Annotated in this window: 19 protein-coding genes and 2 tRNA genes; 12 read left to right on the top strand and 9 right to left on the bottom strand. The window is 58.2% G+C overall.

What is annotated here, in order from left to right; translation table 11 throughout:
- Positions 1–89: 89 nt before the first annotated feature.
- Together mnmA and F617_RS0107195 are read left to right on the top strand one after the other, a co-directional pair.
- Positions 90–1,286: a tRNA 2-thiouridine(34) synthase MnmA gene (gene mnmA, locus F617_RS0107200; protein ID WP_019564895.1), complete on the top strand. Its 1,197-nt coding sequence runs from the start codon at positions 90–92 to the stop codon at positions 1,284–1,286.
- A gap of 135 nt (positions 1,287–1,421) precedes the next feature.
- A tRNA-Met gene (locus F617_RS0107195) sits at positions 1,422–1,498 on the top strand.
- Between the two features lie 792 nt (positions 1,499–2,290).
- Here the strand turns inward: F617_RS0107195 and F617_RS0107190 are convergent.
- Positions 2,291–2,365: transfer RNA gene (locus F617_RS0107190), tRNA-Gly, on the bottom strand.
- Positions 2,366–2,621: 256 nt separating this feature from the next.
- Here F617_RS0107190 and F617_RS0107185 point away from each other — a divergent pair.
- The 6 genes from F617_RS0107185 to pbpC all read left to right on the top strand — a co-directional run bounded on the left by F617_RS0107185 (position 2,622) and on the right by pbpC (position 12,735).
- Complete coding sequence (locus F617_RS0107185; RefSeq protein WP_019564894.1) at positions 2,622–3,131, top strand: prolyl-tRNA synthetase associated domain-containing protein; 510 nt, start codon at positions 2,622–2,624, stop codon at positions 3,129–3,131.
- A gap of 54 nt (positions 3,132–3,185) precedes the next feature.
- Positions 3,186–4,154 (top strand): thioredoxin, encoded by a 969-nt coding sequence (trxA, locus tag F617_RS0107180; protein ID WP_019564893.1) that lies wholly within the window; start codon positions 3,186–3,188, stop codon positions 4,152–4,154.
- Between the two features lie 68 nt (positions 4,155–4,222).
- Positions 4,223–4,894 (top strand): LON peptidase substrate-binding domain-containing protein, encoded by a 672-nt coding sequence (locus F617_RS0107175; RefSeq protein ID WP_003511372.1) that lies wholly within the window; start codon positions 4,223–4,225, stop codon positions 4,892–4,894.
- A 10-nt stretch (positions 4,895–4,904) separates the two neighbouring features.
- A complete protein-coding gene (locus tag F617_RS0107170; RefSeq protein WP_003511371.1) occupies positions 4,905–5,093 on the top strand; it encodes a Trm112 family protein in 189 nt (62 codons plus the stop codon).
- 122 nt (positions 5,094–5,215) lie between these two features.
- Complete coding sequence (locus F617_RS0107165; protein ID WP_019564891.1) at positions 5,216–10,660, top strand: alpha-2-macroglobulin family protein; 5,445 nt, start codon at positions 5,216–5,218, stop codon at positions 10,658–10,660.
- Positions 10,657–12,735: a penicillin-binding protein 1C gene (pbpC, locus tag F617_RS0107160; RefSeq protein WP_019564890.1), complete on the top strand. Its 2,079-nt coding sequence runs from the start codon at positions 10,657–10,659 to the stop codon at positions 12,733–12,735. The genes F617_RS0107165 and pbpC overlap by 4 nt, the downstream gene beginning before the upstream one ends.
- Before the next feature lie 157 nt (positions 12,736–12,892).
- Here pbpC and F617_RS27710 read toward each other — a convergent pair whose 3' ends face one another.
- Together F617_RS27710 and F617_RS0107150 are read right to left on the bottom strand one after the other, a co-directional pair.
- On the bottom strand, positions 12,893–13,312 hold the full coding sequence (locus tag F617_RS27710) for an HlyD family secretion protein (RefSeq protein WP_112402198.1): 420 nt from the start codon (positions 13,310–13,312) through the stop codon (positions 12,893–12,895).
- Between the two features lie 528 nt (positions 13,313–13,840).
- Complete coding sequence (locus tag F617_RS0107150; RefSeq protein ID WP_019564888.1) at positions 13,841–14,149, bottom strand: hypothetical protein; 309 nt, start codon at positions 14,147–14,149, stop codon at positions 13,841–13,843.
- 541 nt (positions 14,150–14,690) lie between these two features.
- On the opposite strand from F617_RS0107150, the gene F617_RS26915 reads away from it, so the two are divergent.
- Complete coding sequence (locus F617_RS26915; protein WP_019564887.1) at positions 14,691–15,152, top strand: hypothetical protein; 462 nt, start codon at positions 14,691–14,693, stop codon at positions 15,150–15,152.
- A gap of 1,707 nt (positions 15,153–16,859) precedes the next feature.
- Here the strand turns inward: F617_RS26915 and F617_RS0107135 are convergent.
- Positions 16,860–18,023: a M20 aminoacylase family protein gene (locus F617_RS0107135; RefSeq protein WP_019564885.1), complete on the bottom strand. Its 1,164-nt coding sequence runs from the start codon at positions 18,021–18,023 to the stop codon at positions 16,860–16,862.
- Positions 18,024–18,247: 224 nt separating this feature from the next.
- Here F617_RS0107135 and F617_RS0107130 point away from each other — a divergent pair, with 224 nt between their 5' ends.
- On the top strand, positions 18,248–19,306 hold the full coding sequence (locus tag F617_RS0107130; RefSeq protein ID WP_046205618.1) for a D-alanyl-D-alanine carboxypeptidase family protein: 1,059 nt from the start codon (positions 18,248–18,250) through the stop codon (positions 19,304–19,306).
- Positions 19,307–19,514: 208 nt separating this feature from the next.
- A complete protein-coding gene (locus F617_RS0107125; protein ID WP_019564884.1) occupies positions 19,515–20,654 on the top strand; it encodes a GTP-binding protein in 1,140 nt (379 codons plus the stop codon).
- 107 nt (positions 20,655–20,761) lie between these two features.
- Here F617_RS0107125 and F617_RS0107120 read toward each other — a convergent pair whose 3' ends face one another.
- The 5 genes from F617_RS0107120 to F617_RS0107100 form a co-directional block, all read right to left on the bottom strand.
- On the bottom strand, positions 20,762–20,998 hold the full coding sequence (locus tag F617_RS0107120; RefSeq protein WP_019564883.1) for a sulfurtransferase TusA family protein: 237 nt from the start codon (positions 20,996–20,998) through the stop codon (positions 20,762–20,764).
- Positions 20,995–22,293 carry a murein L,D-transpeptidase family protein gene (locus F617_RS0107115; RefSeq protein WP_019564882.1) on the bottom strand — a complete coding sequence of 433 codons (1,299 nt, stop codon included), beginning with the start codon at positions 22,291–22,293 and terminating at the stop codon, positions 20,995–20,997. Before F617_RS0107115 ends, F617_RS0107120 begins: the two co-directional genes overlap by 4 nt.
- 290 nt (positions 22,294–22,583) lie before the next feature.
- On the bottom strand, positions 22,584–23,537 hold the full coding sequence (locus F617_RS0107110) for an acetyl-CoA carboxylase carboxyltransferase subunit alpha (protein ID WP_003511360.1): 954 nt from the start codon (positions 23,535–23,537) through the stop codon (positions 22,584–22,586).
- A 63-nt stretch (positions 23,538–23,600) separates the two neighbouring features.
- Complete coding sequence (xerD, locus tag F617_RS0107105) at positions 23,601–24,581, bottom strand: site-specific tyrosine recombinase XerD (RefSeq protein ID WP_019564881.1); 981 nt, start codon at positions 24,579–24,581, stop codon at positions 23,601–23,603.
- 11 nt (positions 24,582–24,592) lie between these two features.
- Positions 24,593–24,766, bottom strand: coding sequence for a hypothetical protein (locus tag F617_RS0107100; protein ID WP_003511358.1), 174 nt, complete (start codon positions 24,764–24,766; stop codon positions 24,593–24,595).
- Between the two features lie 188 nt (positions 24,767–24,954).
- Here F617_RS0107100 and F617_RS0107095 point away from each other — a divergent pair, with 188 nt between their 5' ends.
- Complete coding sequence (locus F617_RS0107095; RefSeq protein WP_003511357.1) at positions 24,955–25,536, top strand: shikimate kinase; 582 nt, start codon at positions 24,955–24,957, stop codon at positions 25,534–25,536.
- The last annotated feature ends 4 nt before the right edge of the window (positions 25,537–25,540 follow it).

Here is a 25,540-nt window from a genome sequence, read left to right as displayed (position 1 = left end):
ACAGTCTTTTTCGACTAAGGCTTCCCGCAGCGGATGACCGACAGGCGGCGGGGCCTTTACCCCCGTTATGACTGACGATGGGAAAAAACGTGAATACGCTCGATTTTGACAAGAGGCCGGAAGACACCCGGATCGTTGTCGCCATGTCCGGTGGCGTCGATTCTTCGGTTGTGGCCGGTATCCTCAAGCGCGAGGGCTATGACGTCCTCGGCATAACTCTCCAGCTTTACGACCACGGTGCGGCTGTGCACCGCGCCGGCTCCTGCTGTGCGGGACAGGACATTGACGATGCGCGCAGGGTCTGCGAAACGCTCGGCATTCCCCACTATGTGCTGGATTATGAAGCGCGGTTCCGCGAAACCGTCATCAATCCCTTTGCCGAAGCCTATGCGATGGGTGAAACGCCGATCCCCTGCGTTGCCTGCAACCAGACGGTAAAATTCGCCGATCTGCTCGCCACTGCTCAGGAGCTCGGCGCAGATGCGCTGGCGACCGGCCACTACATCCGCTCGCGTCCCAATCCCGTTGCCGGCCAACCAGGGCGCCGCGCGCTCTATCGCCCAATCGATAGCGATCGTGACCAGAGCTGGTTCCTGTTTGCAACGACGCAGGAGCAGATCGACTATCTGCGGTTTCCGCTCGGCGGTCTCTCCAAGGCCGAAACACGCGCGCTGGCGGAAGACATGGGTCTCGTCGTCGCCAAGAAGGCCGACAGTCAGGACATCTGTTTCGTACCTCAGGGCAAATATACCGATATCATCAACAAGCTGAAGCCAAATGCGGCGTTGGCGGGCGATATCGTCCATCTGGACGGGCGCGTACTCGGCCGCCATGACGGTATCGTGCATTATACCATCGGGCAGCGCCGGGGTATTGGTGTCGCGACTGGAGAGCCGCTGTACGTCGTGCATCTCGATGCGCGTGGCCGCAGGGTCATCGTCGGTCCGCGGGAGGCGCTGGAGACCCGCCGTGTCTATCTGCGAGACATGAACTGGCTTGGCGATGGCGCGCTCGCGGACGAGGCCGGGCAGGGCTTTACCTGCTTCGCCAAGGTGCGCTCCACCCGCCCGCCAACCGAAGCGATGTTGCATGCCGATGAAAACGGCATCTACGTGGATTTGATGACCGGCGAGGCGGGTGTCGCTCCCGGTCAGGCCTGCGTGCTCTATTCTGCACCGGGCGCGGATGCCCGCGTTTACGGTGGTGGTTTCATCGAACGTTCGGAACGCTCGGTGGACGCCGAGGCTTCGCTGAAGGCGCTTTTGGAAAAGCCGGTTGCTGCCTGAAACAATTCGGTTTTCACCGCCGTGTGGAAAGCGAATTTTTTGCGCGTCATGCGCTTGACACTTTGGGGAGCGGCACCTTATAAGCCGCTCATCCTGATGGAGCGGACGGTCACATGGCTGTCACGTTTTCCCTGTGGCGGGGTAGCTCAGGTGGTTAGAGCAGCGGAATCATAATCCGCGTGTCGGGGGTTCAAGTCCCTCTCCCGCTACCATTCATCTTCAATGAGAAAAGCAAAGTTTGCGTCTTCTTCTGGACGTGCGTTGAGAATTTGCGACATTCCTCGCACTGCGCGTGGCTGGCCGGACGCCAAAAAAAGGGAAACCCGCTTGCCGTATCGAAACAGCCAGCGGGTCTCAACCTTTACCCCCTCCCACAAGGGCGAGCGAACAAAAGCACATCAAATGAATTATGACAAGATCAAGGCGACCATATTGTTGCGGTAGAAGACTCTGTTTGCCAGTTTAGCGGCGGATGGCAGAGAGTAACCACTTCCGTATGCCGCTCGTAGGGGGAGCGGTAAGACACGATATTCTCGTTGCAGCGTAAGGGCGCGCCGGCAGCATAGACATTTGCAACGGCACGTGGATGATGGTCCACTTTGTATTTCGGGGCCGTTCCCCTTCCGTAAGTGATCATGTCGGCAGCGAAAGAAGCAGCCGGGATGGACAGGACGGCAAATACGGCAACCACACAAGTTCGTCTGAGATTTATGGACATGAGCTATCCCCTCGCGTTGAACAACGCAGGAAAACGCGATGCGCCCGGAAGCTGTTCCCTGTGCCAAATGGTATTTTCACGGGGTGACAAAAAATGCCCGCTCGCGGCGGGCAATTCAGAGGGGAACTGAGGTTAGGAGCCTCGCGTCAAGAACGGATATCCTCGCCATAAGTTCCGCCTGGTTACATGTCGCCCGACAAAAATCGTGCACGCTAAGCCGACAGAGCAGGAGCGGTGTCTTCACAAGCAATCGAAATAACGCAAATAACTGTGTACTGGGAAATTTTGGAGCGGGCGAAGGGATTTGAACCCTCGACCCCAACCTTGGCAAGGTTGTGCTCTACCCCTGAGCTACACCCGCTCAAATCCATCGGTCCGGGGTAGTACGCTGAACCGTGGGCCACCGCAATGCGGCGACGGGCGCTATATCGCTCAATCGATTTTGGAATGCAACAGGGAAATGACAAAAACGCGAAAATTTCTTTGAGAAATGCGACAAGCGGCGGAAATGATTGGGAATTTTCGCGCCGTCGCTTTTTCACGCGTTGCCAAGCCGCGGTTGCCCCCTTAATCATGACGGATAGGATATCGGAATCGGCAAAGGCAGGCGGCAGGATATGGCGGAAAATTCTCCGAAGACGGCAGCGGACTTGTTCGCGTTTCTGGACGGGCTCGGCATCGAGCATAAGACAAAACAGCATGAGCCGGTCTACACCGTTGCCGAATCCCAGTCGTTGCGTGATCTAATCCCGGGCGGCCACACGAAGAACCTTTTTGTGAAGGACAAGAAGGATCAATATTTCGTTCTGACCGTTGAGGAGAACGCGGTCGTCGATCTGAAAAGCGTTCACAAGACGATTGGCGCGGCAAGCCGCGTATCCTTCGGCAGGCCGGAAAAAATGCTTGAATATCTGGGTGTCGTGCCGGGATCTGTCACGGTTTTCGGCGCCATCAACGACACGGGTGGGCAGATCACCTTCGTACTCGACAGCGATCTTCTGGAAAACGAGCTGATCAACGGTCACCCGCTTTCCAACGACCAGACGACGACGATAGGAAACAAAGACCTCATTCGCTTCCTGGAGGCGACCGGCCACACGCCGCTTGTCTTGAAAGTCAGCGAGTGAGATACGATCTTTGCTTCAACCAAGACAATACGACAGAGATTACGGGAGACCGGCATGAGCGGCACGAACAATCCTTACGGCAGTTCCTATGGCGGGCAGATGTCCGGCAACGCGCAATATGGCGGGGAGCTGAACGGCGCGTCTTCCGGTCACATCAAGGACACCACAACGGCGGCCTTCTCCAAGGATGTTCTCGAGGAATCGCGCCACCAGCCGGTTCTGGTGGATTTCTGGGCACCATGGTGCGGCCCGTGCAAGCAGCTGACGCCGGTTCTCGAAAAGGCAGTAAACGAGGCGAATGGCCGCGTGAAGCTTGTGAAACTGAATATCGACGATCACCCGTCTATTCCAGGACAACTCGGCATCCAGTCCATTCCCGCCATCGTCGCTTTCCTGGATGGCAGGCCGGTGGATGGCTTCATGGGCGCGGTACCGGAAAGCCAGATCAAGCAGTTCATCGACAAGATCGCCGGACCTGATGCGGGTGATCCGAAAGCTGAGATCGAAGCGGTTCTGGCAGAGGCAAAGCAGCTTCTGGCGGATGGCGATCATGATGGCGCGGCACAATTGTTCGGCGCGGTTATGCAGGCCGATCCCGAAAACGCCGCCGCAATCGCTGGTATTGCCGAATGCATGATTGCCGTTGGACAATATGAACGGGCAAGCGAACTCCTCTCGTCCCTGCCGGCGGAAGTGGCTGCAGATGCTGGCATTCAGCTCGTCTCGAAAAAGATCGCGCAATATGAAGAAGCCCGCAAGATTGGCGACCCGGTGGCGCTGGAACGTGATCTCGCGCTCGATCCCGATAATTACGAGGCTCGTGTGAAGCTTGCCAAGGTCCTCAATGCTCAAGGGCGGCGGGATGAGGCAGCGGATCATCTGCTCTATGTCATGCGCAAGGACAGAACCTTTGATGATGACGGCGCGCGCCGCCAGCTTCTGGAGTTTTTCGAGGCCTGGGGCTTCAAGGATCCGGCAAGTGTGGCCGGGCGCCGGAAGCTTTCGGCGATCTTGTTTTCGTAATGCGGGCATATCCCGGCCATGGCAGTTGATCCGCCGGCCGGGCAGCGGTGAACAGGGGGCTTGATCCCATGCATGTCGGAAATGCGAGATATGTGAAGAACAACGATTTGCCGGAAACTGTGCCGGTATTTCCATTGTCGGGCGCGTTGCTTTTGCCGGAAGGCCACCTGCCGCTCAATGTCTTCGAGCCTAGATACCTCGCCATGATCGATATGGCACTGGCCGGCCACCGGGTCATCGGGATGGTGCAGCCGGCCCTTCACGTCATTGAGGGGGGGCATGACGGTGGTCCTTTGAGCGCTGTCGGATGTCTTGGTCGCATCACTTCCTTTTCGGAAACCGGGGATGGGCGTTATGTCATTTCGCTCACTGGCATCTGCCGCTTCCGCCTGCTGGAAGAGGTGGATGTGGGCAAGCCCTATCGCAGTTTCCGGCACGCGCCCTTCATCGCCGATCTTTCCGGCGAGTATGATGAGGACGCTGTGGACCGCGAAAATCTGCTGCGGGTGTTCCGCGCGTTTCTGGATGCGAACCAGCTGGAAGCCGATTGGGAAAGCGTGGAGCGCGCAGGCAATCGTGTCCTCGTCAATTCGCTTTCCATGATGTCTCCCTTTGGTCCCGCCGAAAAGCAGGCGCTGCTGGAAGCGCCTGACCTGAGGACGCGGGCCGAAACATTGATCGCCATCACCGAGATCGTTCTTGCCCAGGGCTCGGGCGAGGCCGGTACTGTGCTGCAGTAGGATCGCCGCCATGGACGACAGGATGAGCAATGCCGATCCCAAGCTGCTTGAGCTGCTGGTTTGCCCCTTGACGAAGGGACGTCTTTCCTACGATCGCGCCCGCAACGAGCTGGTGTCCGAAAGCGCAGGGCTCGCCTACCCGATCCGCGACGGGGTGCCGATCATGCTGATTTCCGAAGCGCGCAAATTAGAAGACTAGCGTTAGCCCTGCCTGCCGCTCTCTCCACAGTGTCATGTCGCAAATTGACGATGATGCGTTGACAACCGTGCGTGGATTTGACCAGAGTCCCGCCCGACATGTCTGTTGCGGGGAGAAAACTGATGTCGTTGCGCGCGCTCGTCCGGATCTCGTTGATTGCGGTCTCAACCGCCATTACTTTTATTCCAGCTGTGGCGGCGGAACCTTCCCGCAAGGTAGTTACCACCAAAAATGGCGATTATTTCGGGTTCGATCTCAGAACCGAGCAGAATGTCTCGCTTGAGCAGTGCGGCGAGATTTGCGTCGGCGATACCGCCTGCAAGGCGTTCACCTACAATCCAAAGGTGCAATGGTGTTTCCTTAAATCGGATTTCAATCAGCTCAATGCCTTCCCCGGTGCCGTCGCCGGCAAGATCGTGCAGGTTGTCGCTGAAGCCGATATCGGTGCACCGCAGCGTCTTTCTTTCGTGACTGATAGCCTGCAGCAGGAAGCGCGCCGGCTGAAATCGGGCCTTGCGGCAAGCGCGGAGCAGCAGAGCCAGGGACTGGAGAGCCTGCTGCAAACGGCAAGGCAGCAGGCGGCAGCCGACGCGATCGAAACCTACAAGGCGGCTCTTGCGATTTCACCCGATGACGGTGCTCTCTGGGCCGAATTTTCGCAAAGGGCGGCGCAGGTTACCGACAATTACGCGATTGCGGGCCAGGCCGCTTCCGCTGCCATCAATGCCTATCAGTTGAGCCGCACAGTCAGTGCCCGCACCGAGGCGTTGAACCGGCTGGCCCAGGCTTTCGAAAAGACCCAGAATTATCGCGCGGCGCTCAATGCCTATAAGGAGAGCCTCACACTTTCCGATAATGCGCAGACGAAGGCGGCCTATGCCGATCTGCGCACGCGCCAGGGATTCCGCGTCATCAACAATACGATTGATACGGATAGTGTCAGCCCGCGCGCATGCGTGCAGTTTTCCGAACCGCTGGTGAAGAACGGTGTCGATTATTCCTCTTTCGTCACATTGGATGGTGCTGCACCCAAGGCGATTGAGTCGAAGGGCAGTGAGATTTGCGTCGAGGGGCTGACCCATGGTCAGCGTTACAAGATTGCGTTCCGCGCCGGCCTGCCGTCCTCGGTGGAAGAACCGCTGGAAAAGCAGGTCGATCTCGATATCTACGTGCGTGACCGTGCAGCGAGTGTCCGCTTCACCGGCGAGAACTTCGTGCTGCCGGGCACGGCGCGGCGCGGCATTCCCATCGTTTCGGTCAATGCCGAAAAGGCCGATCTGAAGCTTTACCGTATTGGCGACCGTAACATCACGTCGGTCTTGGCAAACTCGCAGTTTTTGACGCAGATGGACGGTTACAACGCCGACCGTATTGAAAACGAGCTCGGCGAGCTGGTCTGGCAAGGTTCGATAGACATTCAGCCGGACCTCAACAAGGACGTAGTGACGAGCTTTCCGGTGGACGAAGCCTTGCCGGAGCGGAAGCCCGGCATCTATGTGCTGACCGCCGTACCGCCCGGCACCGCACCGGAGACATGGGATTCGCGCGCCACGCAGTGGTTCCTCGTTTCCGATACGGGCATCACCACCTATGCCGGCACCGATGGCCTGAACGTATTCGTGCGCTCGCTCGGCAGCGCCGCACCGCTTGGCGGGGTGGACTTGCAATTGCTCGCCAAAAACAACGAAGTGCTCGGCACTGCAAAGACGGATGCAGACGGCAGGGCAGTATTTTCGGCAGGCCTGATGCGTGGCACAGCGGCGCAGGCGCCAGCCATCCTCACAGCGCGCAACGGCGACAAGGACTACGTCTTTCTGGACATGACGCGCGCCGGTTTCGATCTTTCCGACCGTGGCGTGACTGGGCGCGCGGCCCCCGGCGCTATCGACGTGTTCAGCTGGACAGAGCGCGGCATCTACCGCGCCGGCGAGATCGTGCACGCGGCAGCGCTGGCCCGTGATGTTGACGGCAAGGCGATCGAGGATCTGCCGCTAACCTTCATCTTCTCGCGCCCTGATGGCGTCGAGGACCGGCGTTTCGTGAGTGACGGCAAGGCGCTCGGCGGCCATGCGGTCGATCTGCCCTTGCAGGCGAATGCCATGCGCGGCACCTGGACGCTGCGCATTCATACCGATCCGAAAACGGCTGCGATCAGCGAAAAGAGCTTTCTGGTCGATGATTTCGTGCCTGATCGCACCGAATTTGATCTTTCCAGCAAGGTGAAACAGATCGAGCCGGGCGCGGAAACGCCAATCGACGTCGATGGCCGTTATCTCTACGGCGCGCCCGCAGCCGGCCTGACGCTGGAAGGTGAGGTCGCCGTGAAGCCGACCCGCACGAGTACCGACTTCGAGGGTTATTTCTTCGGTCTGGCCGATGAGGAAAGCGAAGAGGAAAATCGCACCGCGCTTGCCGATCTGCCGGCGCTGGACGAAGAAGGCAAGGCAAGCTTCAATGTCGATCTGACGGATTTGCCTTCCACCACGCAGCTGCTTTCCGCCAACATCACCGTTCGGATGCGCGAGGCCGGTGGCCGCGCCGTCGAACGATCTCTGACGCTGCCGGTGAAGGCGCAAGCACCTGTCATCGGCATCAAACCGCAGTTTTCGGGTGATCTCGCCCAGAATTCCGTTGGCCGTTTCCACATTATCGGCGTGACAGCTGATGGCGCGAAACAGGCGATGAGTGGCCTCAGCTGGAAGCTCATCAAGGTAGAGCGAAACTATCAATGGTATCGTCAGGGTAACTCCTGGCGGTACGAACCGGTGGAATATACCAAACAGACCGAAACCGGCACGGTTTCCGTCGATGCCAATGGCGGTGAGATTTCCGTGCCTGTCACCTGGGGCCGCTACAGGCTGGAAGTGGAAGGTGCCGGCAATGGCGCACCGGTTTCGAGCGTCGAATTTGATGCTGGTTTCTACGTCGAGGCAAGCTCGACAGAGACGCCGGATGCGCTGGAAATCGCGCTGGACAAACAAAACTACAAGATCGGCGATACCGCAAAACTCAAGGTATCGTCGCGTTTTGCCGGTCAGCTGATGGTCACGTCAGGTTCGGAAAAGCTGATTTCCGTGCAGAATGCTGAGATCGGTGAGGATGGCGGCGAGATCGACATTCCCGTTACCGAGGAATGGGGCGCGGGGGCGTATGTGACGGCCACGCTGTTCCGTCCGGGCGATGCGCGGGAAAGCCGCATGCCGATGCGCGCCATAGGCATCAAGTGGCTTGCCGTCGATCCCGCCGAGCGCAAGCTTGCGGTAACGCTAGGCGCGCCGCAGAAGACGCTGCCGCGTCAGCCGCTTGAAATTCCGATCAGTGTCGCCGGCGCGGGCGTGGGCGAAAAGGCCTATGTCATCGTCGCGGCTGTGGATGTCGGCATATTGAACCTCACCCGCTATGAACCGCCGAAGCCGGATGAATGGTATTTCGGTCAGCGACGGCTGGGGCTGGAAATCCGCGACCTCTATGGCCGCCTGATCGACGGTTCGCTTGGCGCCACCGGCCGCCTTAGAACGGGCGGTGATGGCGGGGGCGCAGCACTGCAGGGCAGCCCGCCCACCGAAAAGCTCGTGGCCTTCTTCTCGGGACCTGTCGAACTTGACGCAGACGGCAAGGCGACGGTGAGCTTCGATATTCCTCAGTTCAACGGCACGGCCCGCATCATGGCTGTCGCCTGGACGAAGACGGGCGTGGGACATGCGGTCTCCGACGCCGTCATTCGAGACCCCGTGGTGGTGACTGCCAGTGCACCGAAATTCCTCGCGCCCGGCGATGTCTCGCAATTGCGGCTCGATATCGCCAATACCGATGGTGAGGCCGGCGACTACCGGCTGGATGTGACCAGCAACACGGCACTTACGGTCGATCAGGGTGAGATGTCGCAGACCCTGGCACTGCAAAAGGGCGGCAAGTCGTCGCTGACCGTGCCGTTGACAGGCGAACAGCCGGGCAATGGCGCAATCACCATCAAGGTCTCCAATGCTGCCGGTCTTTCGCTGGAGCAGGTATTGAATGTTCCCGTGCGTCCAGCCGTTCTGCCGGTCACGACGCGGCGTGAAATCAAGATCGCGCCCAATAGCAGCCTGACGATCAATGGCGACCTTCTGGCCGATAGCATGCTTCTCGGTTCGTCCGTCGCCGTCAACGTCACACGCTCGCCAGCCTTCGATATTCCGGCGCTGGTGATGATGCTCGACAAATATCCTTACGGCTGCGCCGAGCAGACGACGAGCCGCGCTTTGCCGCTGCTTTATCTCTCGGAAATGACCAAGGATAGCGGCATTGCCGAGGACCCGGATACCCGCCGCCGCGTGCAGGAGGCGATCTACCGGGTGCTGTCCTTCCAGTCGAGTTCCGGCAGTTTCGGCCTCTGGTCTCCCGGTTACGGAGATCTGTGGCTGGATGCCTATATCAGCGACTTCCTGACCCGTGCGCGCGAGCAGGGTTACGATGTTCCCGAACAGGCGATGGTGCAGGCTTTGAGCAACCTGCAAAACGGTCTTTCCTACGATAGCAACGTCAAGGATCGCGGCAACGAGATCGCCTATTCGCTTTACGTTCTGGCGCGCAACCGCAAGGCGGCGATCAACGATCTCAGATATTATGCGGATACGGCGCTTGCCGATTTCCCCACACCGCTTGCCAAGGCGCAGGTTGCCGCAGCCCTTTCGCTTTATGGAGATCAGGCACGCGCGAAGACTGTGTTCGGTGCCTCGCTCGATATGGCGAGCCGTGCCACCAAGGTTAGCTTCGCAAGGGCGGATTACGGTTCCGCCCTGCGTGATGGCGCAGCGACGCTGGCGCTTGCGGCGGAAAGCCGTCCGGTTCCTGCCGTCGTGCCGCAACTTGCAGGTGCCGTGGCGAAGGAATGGGAAAAGAAACCCTATACCAGCACCCAAGAACAGGCATGGATGCTGCTTGCCGCCCGCGCCGTCAAAGGTGAGGACAAGGATATCCGTCTTGATGTGAACGGCGATTTGCAGACCGGTGGTTTCGGCAAGCGGATGACCGGCGACGAATTGCTGGCGGCACCCTTGAAGATCGCCAACGCGTCGGCTGATCCGGTCACGGCGGTGGTCACCACGGTCGCGCCCCCGGCACAACCGCTTGCCGCCGGTGGCGAGGGCTTCACCATTACCCGTACCTATTATTCCATGGATGGCGAGGAGGTGAACGCGAGCGAGGTGGTGCAGAACGAGCGTTACGTGGCGGTGCTGAATGTCACTCCTAAAAATGACTGGCAAGCACGCATTCTCGTGACTGACCTTCTGCCTTCCGGTTTCGAGATCGACAATCCGAGCCTCGTCAATTCTGCCGCCCTTTCGAATTTCGACTGGTTGCCGGAAACCGAAGCTGCGCATACCGAATTCCGCTACGACCGGTTCGTTGCGGCCTTCGACCGCACGGCTGGCGACAGTTCGGAAATCACGCTGGCCTATGTGGTCCGGGCCGTCACCCCGGGCACTTATGATCATCCGGCGGCCTCGGTCGAGGATATGTACCGGCCGCAATTTTCCGCCCGCACGGCAACGGGCCGCATGGAGGTGCGTTCGGCAACCCCATGAGGCGAAAAAAGGCGATCATCGTCGGCATCGTGTCGGCCGCTCTGCTTGTAGGCGGTGCGGCCTTCGGTCTCGATGCGCTGGACAACGCCTATCCGCCACCGCTGGAGGCTGCGCAGCAGCGGTCCTTCGAGGTGCTGGATAGAGACGGGCGGTTGCTGCGCGCATTTGCGACACCTGATGGTCGCTGGCGGCTGAAAACCAGCGCTGCAGAAGTCGATCCGCAGTTCCTGCGCATGCTGATCGCTTATGAGGACCAGCGTTTTTACGACCATCACGGCATTGACCCGTGGGCGCTGCTGCGCTCCGCCTGGCAATTAGCAAGCAACGGCCGGATCGTCTCCGGCGCCTCGACGCTTTCCATGCAGGTGGCGCGGCTGATCGAACCGCGCACCGACCGGTCGTTTTCGGCGAAGTTTCTGCAGGGATTGCGCGCGCTCCAGATCGAAAGACGGCTCGACAAGGCGGAAATCCTCGATCTTTATCTGAATATCGCGCCTTATGGCGGCAATCTTGAGGGTGTTCGTGCCGCAAGCCTCGCCTGGTTTGGCAAGGAGCCCGCCCGGCTCGACACGGCAGAGGCGGCTCTTCTGGTTGCGCTGCCGCAATTGCCGGAGAAACGCCGACCGGATCGCTTTCCGGATGCGGCAAGGCAGGCGCGGGAGAGGGTTTTGCAGCGCCTTGCCGTGGAACGCGTGGTGGGTGAAGGCGAAGCAGAGCGGGCGACCCTTGCAGCCGTTCCCGCCAACCGGCGTGATCTGCCGGCCTATGCACCGCATATGGCGGCTGCCGCACGCGTGAAGTTTCCCAATGCCACCGAGGCGCACTCGACGCTCAGATTGCCGATCCAGCGGGAACTGGAAGCCGTTGCCCGCCATGCAGCGGAAAAGCTGACAGAAAAGGTCTCCGTCGCCATCGTCATGGCCGACGCGCAGACCGGTGATATTGTGGCTGAAGTTGGTTCCGCTGATTATCTCGATACTGCAAGGCGCGGTTTCGTGGAGATGAGCCGCGCCGTGCGCTCGCCGGGCTCCACCCTCAAGCCGTTCATCTATGGCCTTGCCTTTGAAAATGGTCTCATCGGGCAGGAAACTATCATCGAGGATCGCCCGGCGGATTTTTCCGGTTACCGCCCGCGTAATTTCGACATGCACTATCAGGGTGATGTCAGCATCAGGCAGGCACTGCAACTGTCGCTCAATGTGCCCGCCGTAAAGCTTCTGGATGCTGTCAGCCCGTCTGCGCTGATGGTGCGTTTCCGCCGCGCGGGCGTGAAGCTCGTGCTTCCCACCACCGAGGCGCCGGGGCTTGCCATTGCGCTAGGAGGTGCTGGTATTTCGCTGGTTGATCTGGTGCAGCTTTATGCGGGCCTTGCCGGCGGCGGCGACCCTGTGCGGCTGGGGGACGGTGTGCGCTCCGCGCCGCAACGGCTTGCCGGAGATCGGCTGTTTGCCGACGCTGCGATCTGGAACGTCTCCGACATCCTGTCCGGTGTGCTGCCGCCACTCGGCATGAAGCAGCGCGGCATCGCCTACAAGACCGGCACCAGCTACGGTTACCGTGATGCCTGGTCAGTAGGTTATGACGGGCGGCATGTCATCGGCGTCTGGGTCGGTCGTGCCGATAACGGCGCCGTCCCGGGCATTGCCGGTTATGCGACGGCAGCCCCGATCCTCTTCGAGGCTTTCGAGAAATCCGGCGTAGCGATCACGCCAATGCCTGCTGCACCTTCTGGTGTCGCGCGGGTGGCCGTGAGCGACCTTCCCGCCAACCAGCAGCGTTTCACATTGACCGCAAGCGGCCTGCTTTCGGCCTCAAGGCGCGAAAGCGCGCCGCGCATCGTCTATCCACCGGAAGGGGCTAGGGTGGAGCTCTCCAGCCAGTCAGGCATTTCGCCGCTAGTGCTGAAGCTGCAAGGCGGCCGCGCGCCCTTCCGCTGGCTCGCCAACGGCAGGCCTCTCCCGGATGCTTCGCTCCGCCGCAACAGCGAATGGCGACCGGAAGGGCAGGGGTTTTCAACGCTGACCGTGATCGACGCCGATGGCCGCGCTTCGAGCGTGCGCGTTTTCATCGAGTGAATTTTTTGAGGTCTTCGCCGAGGCCGTTATCGACGTTACCTCCCCATCAGTAGGGGTGGTGAAGCTGATATGATCGTCCGTCTGATCGGCGCGGAAGCCCGCTCCATACGACCACGTGTTTCAAATGGTTCACCTTAACGTCATCATTTCATTGCGATTATCGTTCACGACCGGCTTCATCAAGCGATTGAGCAATGGGTGAAAGCAAATATTGGATGATTTTTCGTTGACCAGTCTTGATTTCTGCTTGCACAGACAATCCAGGCCCTAACTTGTGTTCCTTGTTTTGCACTTTAATCGTTGTCGAAAGCAAGCGAATCCGTGCGGCGTAGACAAGACCTGGTTGGGCCGGACGCGCTGTGTCGCTAAGTTCAGGTTCACGGTATTCCGACAGATCAATTGCGTCCCGACTGATGCTTTCGACAACGCCAGGCACCAGGCCGTAGTCTGTAAAAGGGAAAGCCTCCAACTTGACCCGCACTTCCTGACCTTCGCGAACCTTTGAGTTACATCGTAAGCCAACGGCGAAGGCCAAGTTGTGGGTGGCGTTATACCTCGGAAGTCCTGATACAAACATTATCGATAGTTCTACGATGAAGCGCCCAATTCAAGTGATCAAGTCTAGACGGCAACCGCGGTTCCGATAACAGCCACTGCGACCAGAGCCGCGGGCTGCCGCATCTTTTGTTTCTCACCGTTTTGGGGCATTGATAGAACCGCCCGCCCCATCGGCTGAGCTTTTTTTGCTAGGTTCCGCTGAAACACTGGATCTGCTTCTGTTCTCATCTGTTGCCGAATACATCGGTTCCCTTCATGGCGGGCGACATGGGAGATGAGGAACAGATTTGGGGTGGGCCTGCTCATTGGAAATAGCTATTACTTATAACAAAAAATGAGCCTCTGATCTGTGACGTTAGGGGCTCCTATTGGGAATACGTAAAATAAGTCGCGCTAGGTTATATGTTGCCGGCACCACGCATGGATTATAGCGGATTGTTGGCCGACTTTTATAGAGTGGGCCTTTTCTCCTGCCCTCTCGGCAATTGCGAAGCCTACAGGATGTCTAGTTAATATAATTTCAGTCGGCGCCTTTCCGTTTACGAGCTTAAATGCCGTCCACAGCAACGTCGCGTGAATCACTATCGATACGCTCCTGAAGTGAGAGCACAACAGCTTGCAGGAATTCTCGGCGTCGAGGATTGGCAGTCGCACCCAACGTCATCTTCAATCGGCCGCGAATCCTGTTCATAAACCCTACGTGATCGAAGCTGTCAGCAGCAATGTTCACCTCAACTTCGTCCATGTAGTGCGAGAGGTAAGGTTTCAGCTCGAGGTTGGCGTCCATTTGATAACGAGTGGCCATCTGCTCTCCGAGCGTAGTCATCTGTACGTACGGGCCATATTCGTCTATCATTAAATTTCCTTCCTGTGCGTGGGGACCTTAGATAGGAACCCTTTTCGACAAGCGCGAGATGTATTTAATCCCATCGCGAAAACGTGAGCCGCTTGTTAAGCCCAAGTGAAAATCCTTCTCAGCTTTGTATATTCCCTTCGGTGGGTACGGCGGAGATTCTAAGCGCTCTACTTACTTCGTTCTACTGCATGATTGCCTGATGGGCAAAAATCGTCGGTGTCGCCGCTGAATTACATTCGAAACATTGGAAACCAGTCGTCTTGTGTTTTTCGGTGTAGGCGAACGTTGCCCGGAGTACACCTAAAACATGGCTTCAAAGGGGTTTTCTTTACTGCTTCCGAAGATTTCCCCGCGTCGATAGCGCCAAGTATGAGAAATAGCACAACAAAGATAAGTAAAGCCCCGAAACCAATCCATCCCATGCCCCAAGTTTATTTATATCAGAACTGAAGAATGCCTGGGACAATAGGACAGCGCAAGAAACGAAGCGGCAAATCCTCACCGAGAATGAGAGGATGATGAAGCTGTGTGGGGTGAAGCCATGACCGGCCCCGAGATAATGGCTGTCGGCGGGTTCTTCGTGCTGCTGTTCGGTTGCCTCTTCGGCCTCTGGCAGTACGTCGACGCGAAGATCAGCGCCGCAAAGATGGAGGCGTCTGGCGCCGCATCTGCGGCTCCGGCAATGGCGTCCCTTGCGAGGGAAGAGCTCGCGGCTCACCGCCTGCATGTGGCGGAAACCTGCGTCCGAAAGTCCGGCCTTCGCGAACAGACTGAGCAGATTATGGGCGCTATCGGCGCCGTGAAGGATACCGTCGACAAGATGACATTGCGCGTGGATCGCATCGTTGAAAACAATCAAAGCCGCGCGCGACGCGGGGCTCTTGAGTTAACCCGCCTGCCGATAGGTGGGCGGGTTTTATTTGCTTGTGAGGGTAGTGCCCCCAGACAGCGCCAAGTCGACGGTTCGCCCTTCGATCTGCAGCACCTGGCGGCGTGCTTTTAGTTGCCCTACTGGACGTCTTTCCCCGTCCTGTAAATGACCTGCCCGTTGACGACGGCTCGCTCGTACCCTCTCCCACCGCCTTGATCGATCCATTCCCTGCTGTTTCCGGAAGGATCTCTTTGCGGTTCCCTCTCTGGTCGAACATAATCATGGCGGTCACGGTCACGACGCACATAGTCGCGACGATTGTAATTGCGCCGGTCATAGTCGCGGTAGTATCGTTCACGCTCATTGGAACGATACTGAACGCTCGACGCGTAGTAACCGCCCGATCGATATCCGCTGTCATCCACGCATCCAGAGAGGATACCGACGGACAACATACCAATTGCTACGCTTAATAGTCTCATGATTTCGACTCCCGATGAGTGATTTAACGTCGACAAAGCGTCGCAGTTCCATGGACAATGACGCTTGCGATCTTAACCAGGGGTGAATGCTCAATTGTGGCTTGCGACGGTCGAGGACATTTCTAGTGCGCACGACGATTGTAGGATGAGTTGCCTCGGTAGCGATGGTGGCAATATTTGGTAACGGGGATTCGCTATAACGGCCAATGCCTCGGCCTCGCGCTTCTGTCGAGTGACGCGAGTTATCATCTGGGCGGCTCCTTGTGAGGGTAATGCTTCCAGCAGTGCCAGGATGACTTCTCAGCTTTGCTCCGGTTGTAACTAAAGCCACCCCATTTACGGCAACCCGAATGCTCGCACCAGTGATTTTCATGAACGCCGTCGCCGGCCTTACTGTGCTGGTCCGCTCATTGGTCTGTCTCCAGCTGCCGCAGTCGCCAGCCTCCAGCTGGTGGAGCAGACTTTAACTTGGTGGCGCGCTGCGTGTGATAAAATCCCCTTCTGATGGGGGAGACCGCCGCGCTGGACGCATGTGAACGCCTTGTTGTCATTACCTTTAGATATCTACTCGCTACTTTTTCATGTTTTTGCACTTAATAAGATGATAATTCCACGTACAACTTTTCGCCTCGAGGTGGCTCGAGACGCTAATAAAGCTCCTTAAAGCCTCCACGAACGAGATATCTAACTTGAGCAGGTATGCAGCGGAAAGGATCTGGGCTCTATTTGCAGTGCAAAGTGGTTCCTTCGTTGCCAGATTGATCATTTTAAATGCAATCTGTTTTCCTCTTGCCGCCGATTGGTATGTATAAAAAGGTGAGGGATCCGTGTCGGGTTGCGTAATGAAATCAACGGCCCTCGCAGGACGTTAGGTGAGGGCGCACAACTGTCGGCCCGGACCCTTATTTGTTTTTATTTTCAATATGTTCTGATCTAAAATCTGCAAGATTTTGGTGTCCACGAGAGGATTCGAACCTCCGACCCCAGGATTCATACCACTTCGGCTTTAGCCGCCGCCCATCTCCATTGGATAGGACGTTCGTGGTCTGGACTGTCCCTTCACCATGAGCCTTTCGGCTTTTAGGTGCTGCCCATCCAGTCTCTACACCTTCACCGGATTTCTCCGGAGCTTGGCTCGGGATTGGCATGCTGGAAGACCAGCGAAGCTTTCCCCGACTTTGAGCAGATCGATTGCGTCGTTTCCGGGCGCAACCCCCAATTTGTCTTAGGAATCCTGTGCTCTATCCTGCTGAGCTACGTGGACACTGAATTGCTCTTTAACCTGCCGTAGCCGGCGGATCAACCGCGTTCTTTATCGCGGTCGATCTGTTCCTCTGCTTTCTTTGCGTCCCGGCAGTCAGTTCGTCAGGCGTTGCTCGGCAAGTTTCACCCAATAGGAAATGCCGTAGGCGATGGCGTCGTCGTTGAAATCGTATCCAGGGTTGTGAAGGCCGGCCGAATCGCCGTTGCCGATGAAGATGAAGGCACCCGGCCTTTCCTTCAACATGAAGGAAAAATCCTCGCCCGCCATGGAAGGGTCGACATCGGGGTCGACGTTCTTTTCACCAGCTACATCGCGGGCGACGCGGATGGCGTGGTCGGTCTCGTCCGCATGGTTGAAGGTCACCGGGCAATAACGCTCATAGACGACCTCGGCTTCCGCTCCATTTGCAAGCGCTATGCCTTCCGCCATCTGCTTGATGCGATCCTGCGCGAGATCACGCACCGTCTCGTCCAGACTACGAACCGTGCCGGCAATCAACGCATCGTTGGGAATGATGTTGTGGCTGGAGCCGGCGTGAAAGCGGGTGACGGACACGACCACGGATCGGATCGGATCGGCATTGCGCGAGGCGATCATCTGCAGATTGCCGACGATCTGTGCGCCGATGGTGATCGGGTCGATCGTGCGGTGCGGCTGGGCCGCATGGCCACCACGACCTTTGACAGTGATCGAGAACTTGTCCGGTGCCGCCATGATACCGCCCTTGCGGATGGCGAACGAGCCGAGCGGAATACCCGGCATATTGTGCATGCCGTAGACCTCATCGATGCCGAACCGCTCCATCAGGCCGTCCTCGACCATGGCGAGCGCACCCGCGCCGCCTTCTTCGGCGGGCTGGAAGATGACCGCGATGGACCCGGTGAAATTGCGGGTTTCCGCGAGATATTTGGCGGCGCCAAGTAGCATGGCGGTGTGGCCGTCGTGGCCGCAGGCATGCATGGCGCCTGCGGTTTTGGAAGCCCAGGGTTTGCCGGTTTCCTCAAGGATGGGAAGAGCATCCATATCCGCCCGAAAGCCGATGGTGCGATTGCCTGGAATATTGCCTCTGATGATGCCGACCACGCCCGTGCGGCCAAGACCGGTCACGATTTCGTCAACGCCGAAAGATTTCAGCTTGTCTGCAACGAAAGCTGCGGTGTTGTCGACATCATACAAAATCTCGGGATTTTCATGCAGGTGACGCCGCCATTCGCTGACTTCCTGCTGAAGTTCGGCGGCTCTGTTCAAAATCGGCATTCGTTCATTCCTGGGTTCATCGGTGCGGCATGGCGTAAAAGCCTATCCTCCGCGGTGGATAGTGCGCCGCATAATTGACGTAATCAATGTACTTTGCCATTGCTAGGACATATATGGTGAATATTGCCATTCCCTGACTGAAGACGGGAATTCGAGGATAAGCCTTGCCACAGAATCTTAAATCGCCAAACGCCGCCCGGCGGCTCTCCGCAGCCATTGCCATCATGACCGCCGGCCTTGTTGCCGCTGCACCCGTGGCGAATGCCAATCCGAAAATGGTGGTCGATGTCAAAACCGGCAAGGTGATTTCCCACCAGGAAGCGTTCCGCAAGTGGTATCCGGCCTCGCTGACCAAGCTGATGACCGCCTATATCGCCTTTTCGCAGATGAAGGCCGGCAAGCTCAGCCCGCAGACGGAAGTGGTGATGAGCAAGAAGGCGGCCGACCAGCCGGCCTCGAAAATGTATTTCAAGCCCGGCCAGAAGCTGACGATGGACAGCGCGCTGAAGCTGCTGCTCATCAAATCCGCCAATGATATCGCCGTGGCGATTGCCGAAACCATCGGCGGCACCAGCGATAATTTCGTGGCGCAGATGAATGCGCAGGCGCAGCGGCTGGGCATGAGCTCCACCCGTTACATCAACGCCAACGGCCTGCCCGGCAAGGGCCAATATACGACGGCGCGTGACCTTGCGCTTCTGGCGTTGATCATCAAGCGGGAATTCCCGGAATATGCCCATTATTTCTCGCTGGAAGGTGTCACCACCGGCAAGAAGGACTACGCCAACTTCAATATGCTTGTTGGCCGCTTTGACGGCGCAGATGGCATGAAGACCGGCTTCATCTGTGCATCCGGTTTCAACCAGGTGTCCTCCGCCGTGCGCAACGGCCGTTCGGTCATAACTGTGGTGCTGGGGGCAGATAGCCTTGCCGGGCGAACCGACCAGTCCGCTGATCTGCTGCAGATGGGACTGACGGCGCCCTCGGGCCAAGGCGTTTCACTCGCCTCGCTGGCACCCTATGGCGATACCGCCGAGGTAAACGACGTCAGTGCCGAAATCTGCAATCCGAAGGCAGCCAAGGTGCGCAGCGAAAGCCGCGACGAGACCGGCCGCATGGTCATCCATTCGCCCTACGTTACGGAAATGACCCGTCCGCCGGAATATTCTTTCGCGGGCCTCATTCCCGGCAGTGAGACGGTGGCGGTCAACACCGCCAAGGGTGCAAGCGCCAAGGGACAAGTGGCCAACGTGCCGATTCCCATCCCGCGTCCGACATTCTGATTTCGCCTAACCGCACTCTTTATGGATGAGGGCGCGCGCGAAGCCTGAACGCTGCGCGGAATCTGTATTCGCAGCTTCGGTTTGTTATGATATTACAGTGTCGCTCGTGGCCTTCAGGCCCCGGGCGATTTTTTGTGATTATTGCGCGGTTCCGGATCTAATCTCGTCCAACGATCTGCCGGAGCGGCCATCAACATACAGGCAAGACATGTCTCGCGATCGCATACCGGTTTCCATCATCACCGGATTTCTCGGCGCCGGAAAATCGACGCTGCTCAACCGGCTTCTCAAAGACCCCGATATGAGCGACGCCGCGATCATCATCAATGAATTCGGCGATGTCAGCATCGACCATATGCTGGTTGAAAGTGCAGGCGAGGGCATCATCGAACTGGCGGAAGGCTGCCTTTGCTGCACCGTTCGCGGCGAGCTGGTGGATACTCTGGCGGAACTGATTGACGGCATCCAGACCGGCAAGCTGAAGCCGGTGAAGCGTGTCGTGATCGAAACCACTGGTCTTGCTGATCCCGCTCCCGTCATGCAGTCTGTCATGGGCAACCCGGTGATTGCGCAGAATTTCGTTCTGAACGGCATCATTACGGTTGTGGATGCCGTGAACGGCCTGTCCACACTCGATAATCACGAGGAAGCGGTGAAGCAGGCGGCGGTGGCCGATCGGCTGGTGATGACGAAGCGCGCGCTTGCCGATGCTTCCACAATTTCCACGCTGACGGCTCGCCTTCAGGCGCTCAACCCGCGCGCGACGATCGAGGATGGTGATCGGGCGGATTGGAGTGCTGCCGCACTGCTGGATAACGGTCTTTACGATCCCGGCAGTAAAAATGCCGATGTCGGCCGCTGGCTGGGGGAAGAGGCGGAACACGATCATCACGACCACGACCACGATCATGACCACCACCATCATGGCGACCACGATGGCCACCATCACCACCACGATGTGAACCGGCACGACGCGTCGATCCGTTCCTTCTCGATCATTCACGACCAGCCGATAGCCCCGATGGCAATCGACATGTTCGTGGACTTGCTGCGTTCGGCGCATGGGGAAAAGTTGTTGCGGATGAAGGCCGTCGTCAAGCTGTCGGACAATCCGGACCGACCCCTTGTGCTGCACGGTGTACAGAACATTTTCCACACACCCGAGCGCCTCGCGGCATGGCCGGACCCGTCTGACCAGCGCACGCGCATGGTGCTGATTACCAAGGATTTGCCAGAGGCGTTCGTGCAGGACCTGTTTGCTGCGTTCACCGGCACGCCGGGCATCGACCGTCCGGACAGGCAGGCGATGACGGACAATCCGCTGGCGGTTTCGGGGTTGAGGTTTTAGGTCGCAAAACGGTGGTTGAAACCCGCGGGCGGGGCACCCCTTTACCTTGTCGAGTATCTCACCCTCAAGGGGGAGATCGAGTGGAGTATTATCGGCAGCGAGGGTAATTACGCTCCCTTCACGATCCTGAATCGGTGTCCTTTGGTCAACGTCGTAGTTTCAACCAGGCTATGCCCATCCTGGTTGCACATATGGGCAATATCGATAACCGCCAGCGGGTCGGTCGTCTCTACAACAAGAACATCGCCCGCCTGCAGGCCAGCGAGTTTTTTACGGCTTCTTAAAACCGGAAGGGGGCATTTAAGCCCCCTCAAGTCGAAAATTATGTCAGCCGTGTCGGTCATTCCTTGGCCCAGAACTTCCAGAACGGCTTCTTTTCCGGTGCTTCCGCTGGCGGTGCTGCGGAAAAAGCGAGCGGGTTCATGGCCGGCACAGGGACCTGGGCGGCAGTTCCGTTCTGACCAGGCCCCGAAGCCGCAGGCGTAGCAGTGGCAACCATTGTCGGGGCCGCCGGGGCAGGGTTCGATTGCGGAGCTGCGGGCTGGGTTGCCGAAGGATGCGGGGTCCGCAGAGAAGACGCGGTTGCGGTGGTCGCCGGCGAAGACGAGGTCACCTGCTGCGCCTTCTTCTCCATCAGCGCGGCATATTCCGTTTCCTTCATCAGCTTGCCGGCCTTCAGCGCCGAGCCGGTCGGAGCATAAGCGGGTTCGCGGCCCTTGCGCTTTTCGGCAACCAGCGCCTTGCGCTCCGCCTCGCTCGGGTCGTACCAGGCCATGCCGTCATATTTCTTCATCGCCTTTTCATAGGCGAGATCATAGGTCTTTTCGTAGCTCGAAAGCGCGCTCACCAGTGCCGGCGGCGTGCTCATGGCCGGGCATTGCGCAGATGCGTTGAACGTGCCGCCTTCGGTCTGCTGGTTGAAGACATATTTCTTCTCGCAGACATTCACTTCCGGCGGGCGTTTCGTGACTTCGAAATTGTCGTAACCGACCTTCAGCATCTTCCAGAAATCGAGATGTTCGCTCTGGCGGTGGCGGGCCATGTTTTCCGCGGTCATGCGGAAGGGAAAGGCCTGCAGCTGAACGGTCTTCTGGCCACCCTTGAAGGCGTCGCGGGCGAAACCGTAGATTTCAAGGATCTGCGCGTCCGTCATCGAATAGCAGCCGGAGGACGAGCAGGCGCCATGGATCATCAGGTTGGTGCCGTTGCGGCCGTTGGCGGCATCGTAGCGGTTCGGAAAGCCGGTGTTGATGGCGAGGTAATATTTAGAGTTGGGATTGAGGTGCGCGGGCGTCAGGTTGTAGAAACCTTCCGGCGCCTGCCGGTCGCCCTCTTTCACCTTGGGGCCGAGTTTGCCGGACCAGGCGCAAATCTGGTATTCGGCAATCTTGTCGAAGCGGTTGTCGCGCTTGGCCTTCCAGATTTCCAACGCGCCTTCTTCCTTGAAGATGCGGATCATGATTGGCGAGGTGCGATCCATGTTCTTCTTGTCGATCTCGGCAAGAATGGACGGAGAAAGCGGGTAATCAACCTTGTTTTTAACGTGGGAGACGTCGCGTTCGACGGTTTCGAGCGTATCGTTGCAGCCGCTGAGAATGAGCGCGGTGCAGGCAAGAAGTGCAAAATGTGTCAAACGCATGATCTGATCCGAAAGACGATGGCACGGGCGACGGAGTTCTACACCGTCCCGCGTGTATTTTAAATACGGTATTAACCGTTTACATCTTCTTAACTCAAATCGGACCCGCCCCTGCGACCGCCGATACATCTGTTGATGTGACCGGACTATGGCCGAGTTGGGGCGAGATTCAAGGAAAATAAGGCTGGAGCTAGATTGTTTTGGCTTCTTTTCGATCCACCAAAAAATCTAACTCCCTCTTTTTGCGCATTTCCGGACGTAAACCGCTGCGCACTTTTACTGGAAACGCTCTAAAGGTTTCTGCCGATATCCAGGAATTTCTGGCGGCGTTCGGCGCGCAGCTGCGTGCCCGAGCGCTGCGAAAGATCGGCGAGCGCCTTGGCGATAACGTCGCCGGTGGCACCAATCACGGCCGCCGGATCACGATGCGCGCCGCCCATCGGCTCGGGAATGATGCCGTCGATGACGCCAAGCGACTTCAGATCTTCCGAGGTGATTTTCATGTTGGTCGCGGCTTCCTTGGCACGGGTCGAATCGCGCCAGAGAATTGAAGCGGCACCTTCCGGCGAAATCACCGAATAGATCGCATGTTCGAGCATGTAGACGCGGTTGCCCGTGGCGATCGCGATTGCGCCGCCCGAGCCGCCTTCGCCGATGACGACGGAGACGATAGGCACCTTGACGTTGAGGCACATTTCCGTCGAGCGGGCGATGGCTTCTGCCTGACCGCGCTCCTCTGCGCCGACACCGGGATAGGCACCAGCGGTATCGATGAGGGTCACGACCGGCAGCGAGAAGCGGTCAGCCAGTTCCAGCACGCGGATCGCCTTGCGGTAACCTTCCGGACGCGGGCTGCCGAAATTGTGCTTCAGGCGGCTTTTGGTGTCATTGCCCTTTTCCTGGCCGATAATGGCGACGGGCTGGCCATTAAAGCGGGCAAGGCCTGCCTGAATGGCAGCGTCTTCGGAAAATTTGCGATCGCCTGCAAGCGGCGTGAAATCCGTGAACAGCGCCTTGGCGTAATCGACGAAATGCGGGCGCTGCGGATGGCGCGCGACCTGCGTTTTCTGCCAGGCGTTCAGCTTGGAATAGATATCCTGCATCGCGTCATTGACGCGTGATTCCAGGCGATTGATCTCCTCCGAGGTGTCTATGCTCTCGTCTTCATCGGCAAGCTTCTTCAGCTCGATGATCTTGCCTTCAAGGTCCGAGATAGGTTTTTCGAAGTCGAGATAATTGTGCATGAGATCCGTTTCCGATCGTTTTGCGCAAGGTTTGAGCCGGATTATCCGGCGGTTCCGGTCGCTCTAATCAAGGTTTTTGCCCTGTTTGGCAAGGGGGTGATGTGTTTGTACCAGCTCTTGCAGGCGTTCTTCCAGCACATGTGTATAGATTTGTGTCGTGGAAATGTCGGAATGGCCGAGCAGTTCCTGCACGGCGCGCAGGTCGGCGCCGTTCTGCAGAAGGTGGCTGGCAAAGGCGTGGCGCAGGACATGCGGTGACACCGCCGAGGGATTGAGGCCCGCTCGAATGGCAATGTCCTTCAGGTCGCGGGCGAAAACCTGTCGCGGCAGATGCCCTTCCTTGCTGTTTGAAGGAAACAGCCACGGACTTTCCGGACTGTCAGCCTTTTTGGGGGACGCGGGCGTGCTGCTTTTCTCAGGTACGAGCGACTTTCTGGCCGCGTCGTATTTTTCCATCGCCTCGATGGCCGCGCGAGACAGCAGCACCATGCGGTCCTTGTTGCCCTTGCCGCGGATCATCAGGAAGCGTCCCTCCTGGCGCAAAACCTTGACCGGCAGCGAAACGAGTTCGCTGACGCGCATGCCGGTCGCGTAGAGAAGTTCGAGCAGGAGATGCATGCGGATGCGTGCAAGCTGGCCGGGGCCGGTTAAGGCGGCCTCTTCAGCAGCGATGCCAAGAAGTTTTGTCACGTCCGCGACGCTCATCGTCTTGGGCAGGGTGAGGCCCTTCTTGGGCGCATCGATGGTACCGGTCGGGTCGTCGCCGCGAAGTCCTTCAGAATAGAGGAACCGGTAGAATTGCCGCATGGAAGACAGGCGTCTTGCCTGTGACGTGGCTGCAAAGCCCTGAGTGGAAAGATGGGTAAGATAGGCGGACAAGTCGGCCGTGGCGGCTTCCATCAAGGACTGGCCTCGGCCACGGAGAAATTCACGCAGATCGGAAAGGTCGCGTTCGTAAGAAGAGAGCGTATTGGCGGCGGCACCCCGTTCGGCGCTCATCATTTCCAGAAAACTTTCGAGCCGCGCGCCGTCCCGCCCGCTCATCTCTTTGCTACTCATGGGGTGCGCCTTGCCGGCTCCGCCGACGGCGGGTTCAGCCGCTCGGAAGGAATGCGCACCGTCACCTCGCGATCATTGGGCTTGACGAACATGACCAGCAGCACCATGCCGCCATAGATCAGCCCCGCGATGGTTGCCAGTATCATCGTGAAGCGGAAGAGGGTTGGCATGGCGGCTCCGTGAGGGTGGCAGTCTGAATGTATATGCGGTGCAGCGAAAGCGGCGACAAGATCAAAAAGCGGTAGTCCGCCGCTGCCGCATGCGGCGATGAATGTGATTCAACGCAATTCAGTCAGCAATTTGGCTTGACGCTTCGTAAACATTTGCAGATATCCATGCCAAACGGGCTTTCAATTTTATGAATGAAAAGAATTTATCTGTCCCGGTCACACTCGGGGAGCAAGCGCGGGCCAAGCTCGCCGGGCGCAACGTCGTCTTTGTCGGACTGATGGGGGCTGGAAAGTCCGCGATCGGTCGCATGGTCGCCCAGCAGCTCAAGGTCTCCTTCATCGACACGGATGTCGAAATCGAGCGTGTTTCCCGCATGACGATAGCCGAACTTTTCGCCACCTATGGCGAGGAGGAGTTCCGGGCGCTGGAAACGCGGGTCGTCAAGCGGCTGCTGCGCGGTGGCCCCAAGGTCATTTCTACCGGCGGCGGCGCCTTCATCAACGACAATACCCGCCGGCACATCACGCGCGGCAGTGTGTCGCTGTGGCTGAAGGCCGATATCGAGGTTTTGTGGGAAAGGGTCAACAAGCGCGATCATCGCCCGCTTCTCAAGACCGAAAACCCCAAGGCCACGCTGGCGGCCCTGATGGAGAAACGTTATCCGATCTATGCGGAAGCGGATCTGACCATCGAATCCCGCGATGTCCGCAAGGAGATCATCGTGACCGAAGTGCTGGCCGCCATCGCCGGCCTTGAACAGAAAGACTGAGCAT

It is taken from the genome of Agrobacterium sp. 10MFCol1.1, from assembly GCF_000381165.1.
GTDB classification, from domain to species: domain Bacteria; phylum Pseudomonadota; class Alphaproteobacteria; order Rhizobiales; family Rhizobiaceae; genus Agrobacterium; species Agrobacterium tumefaciens.
The sequence above is the reverse complement of the archived record's forward strand: the minus strand, read 5'-3'. Positions and strand labels throughout refer to the sequence as shown.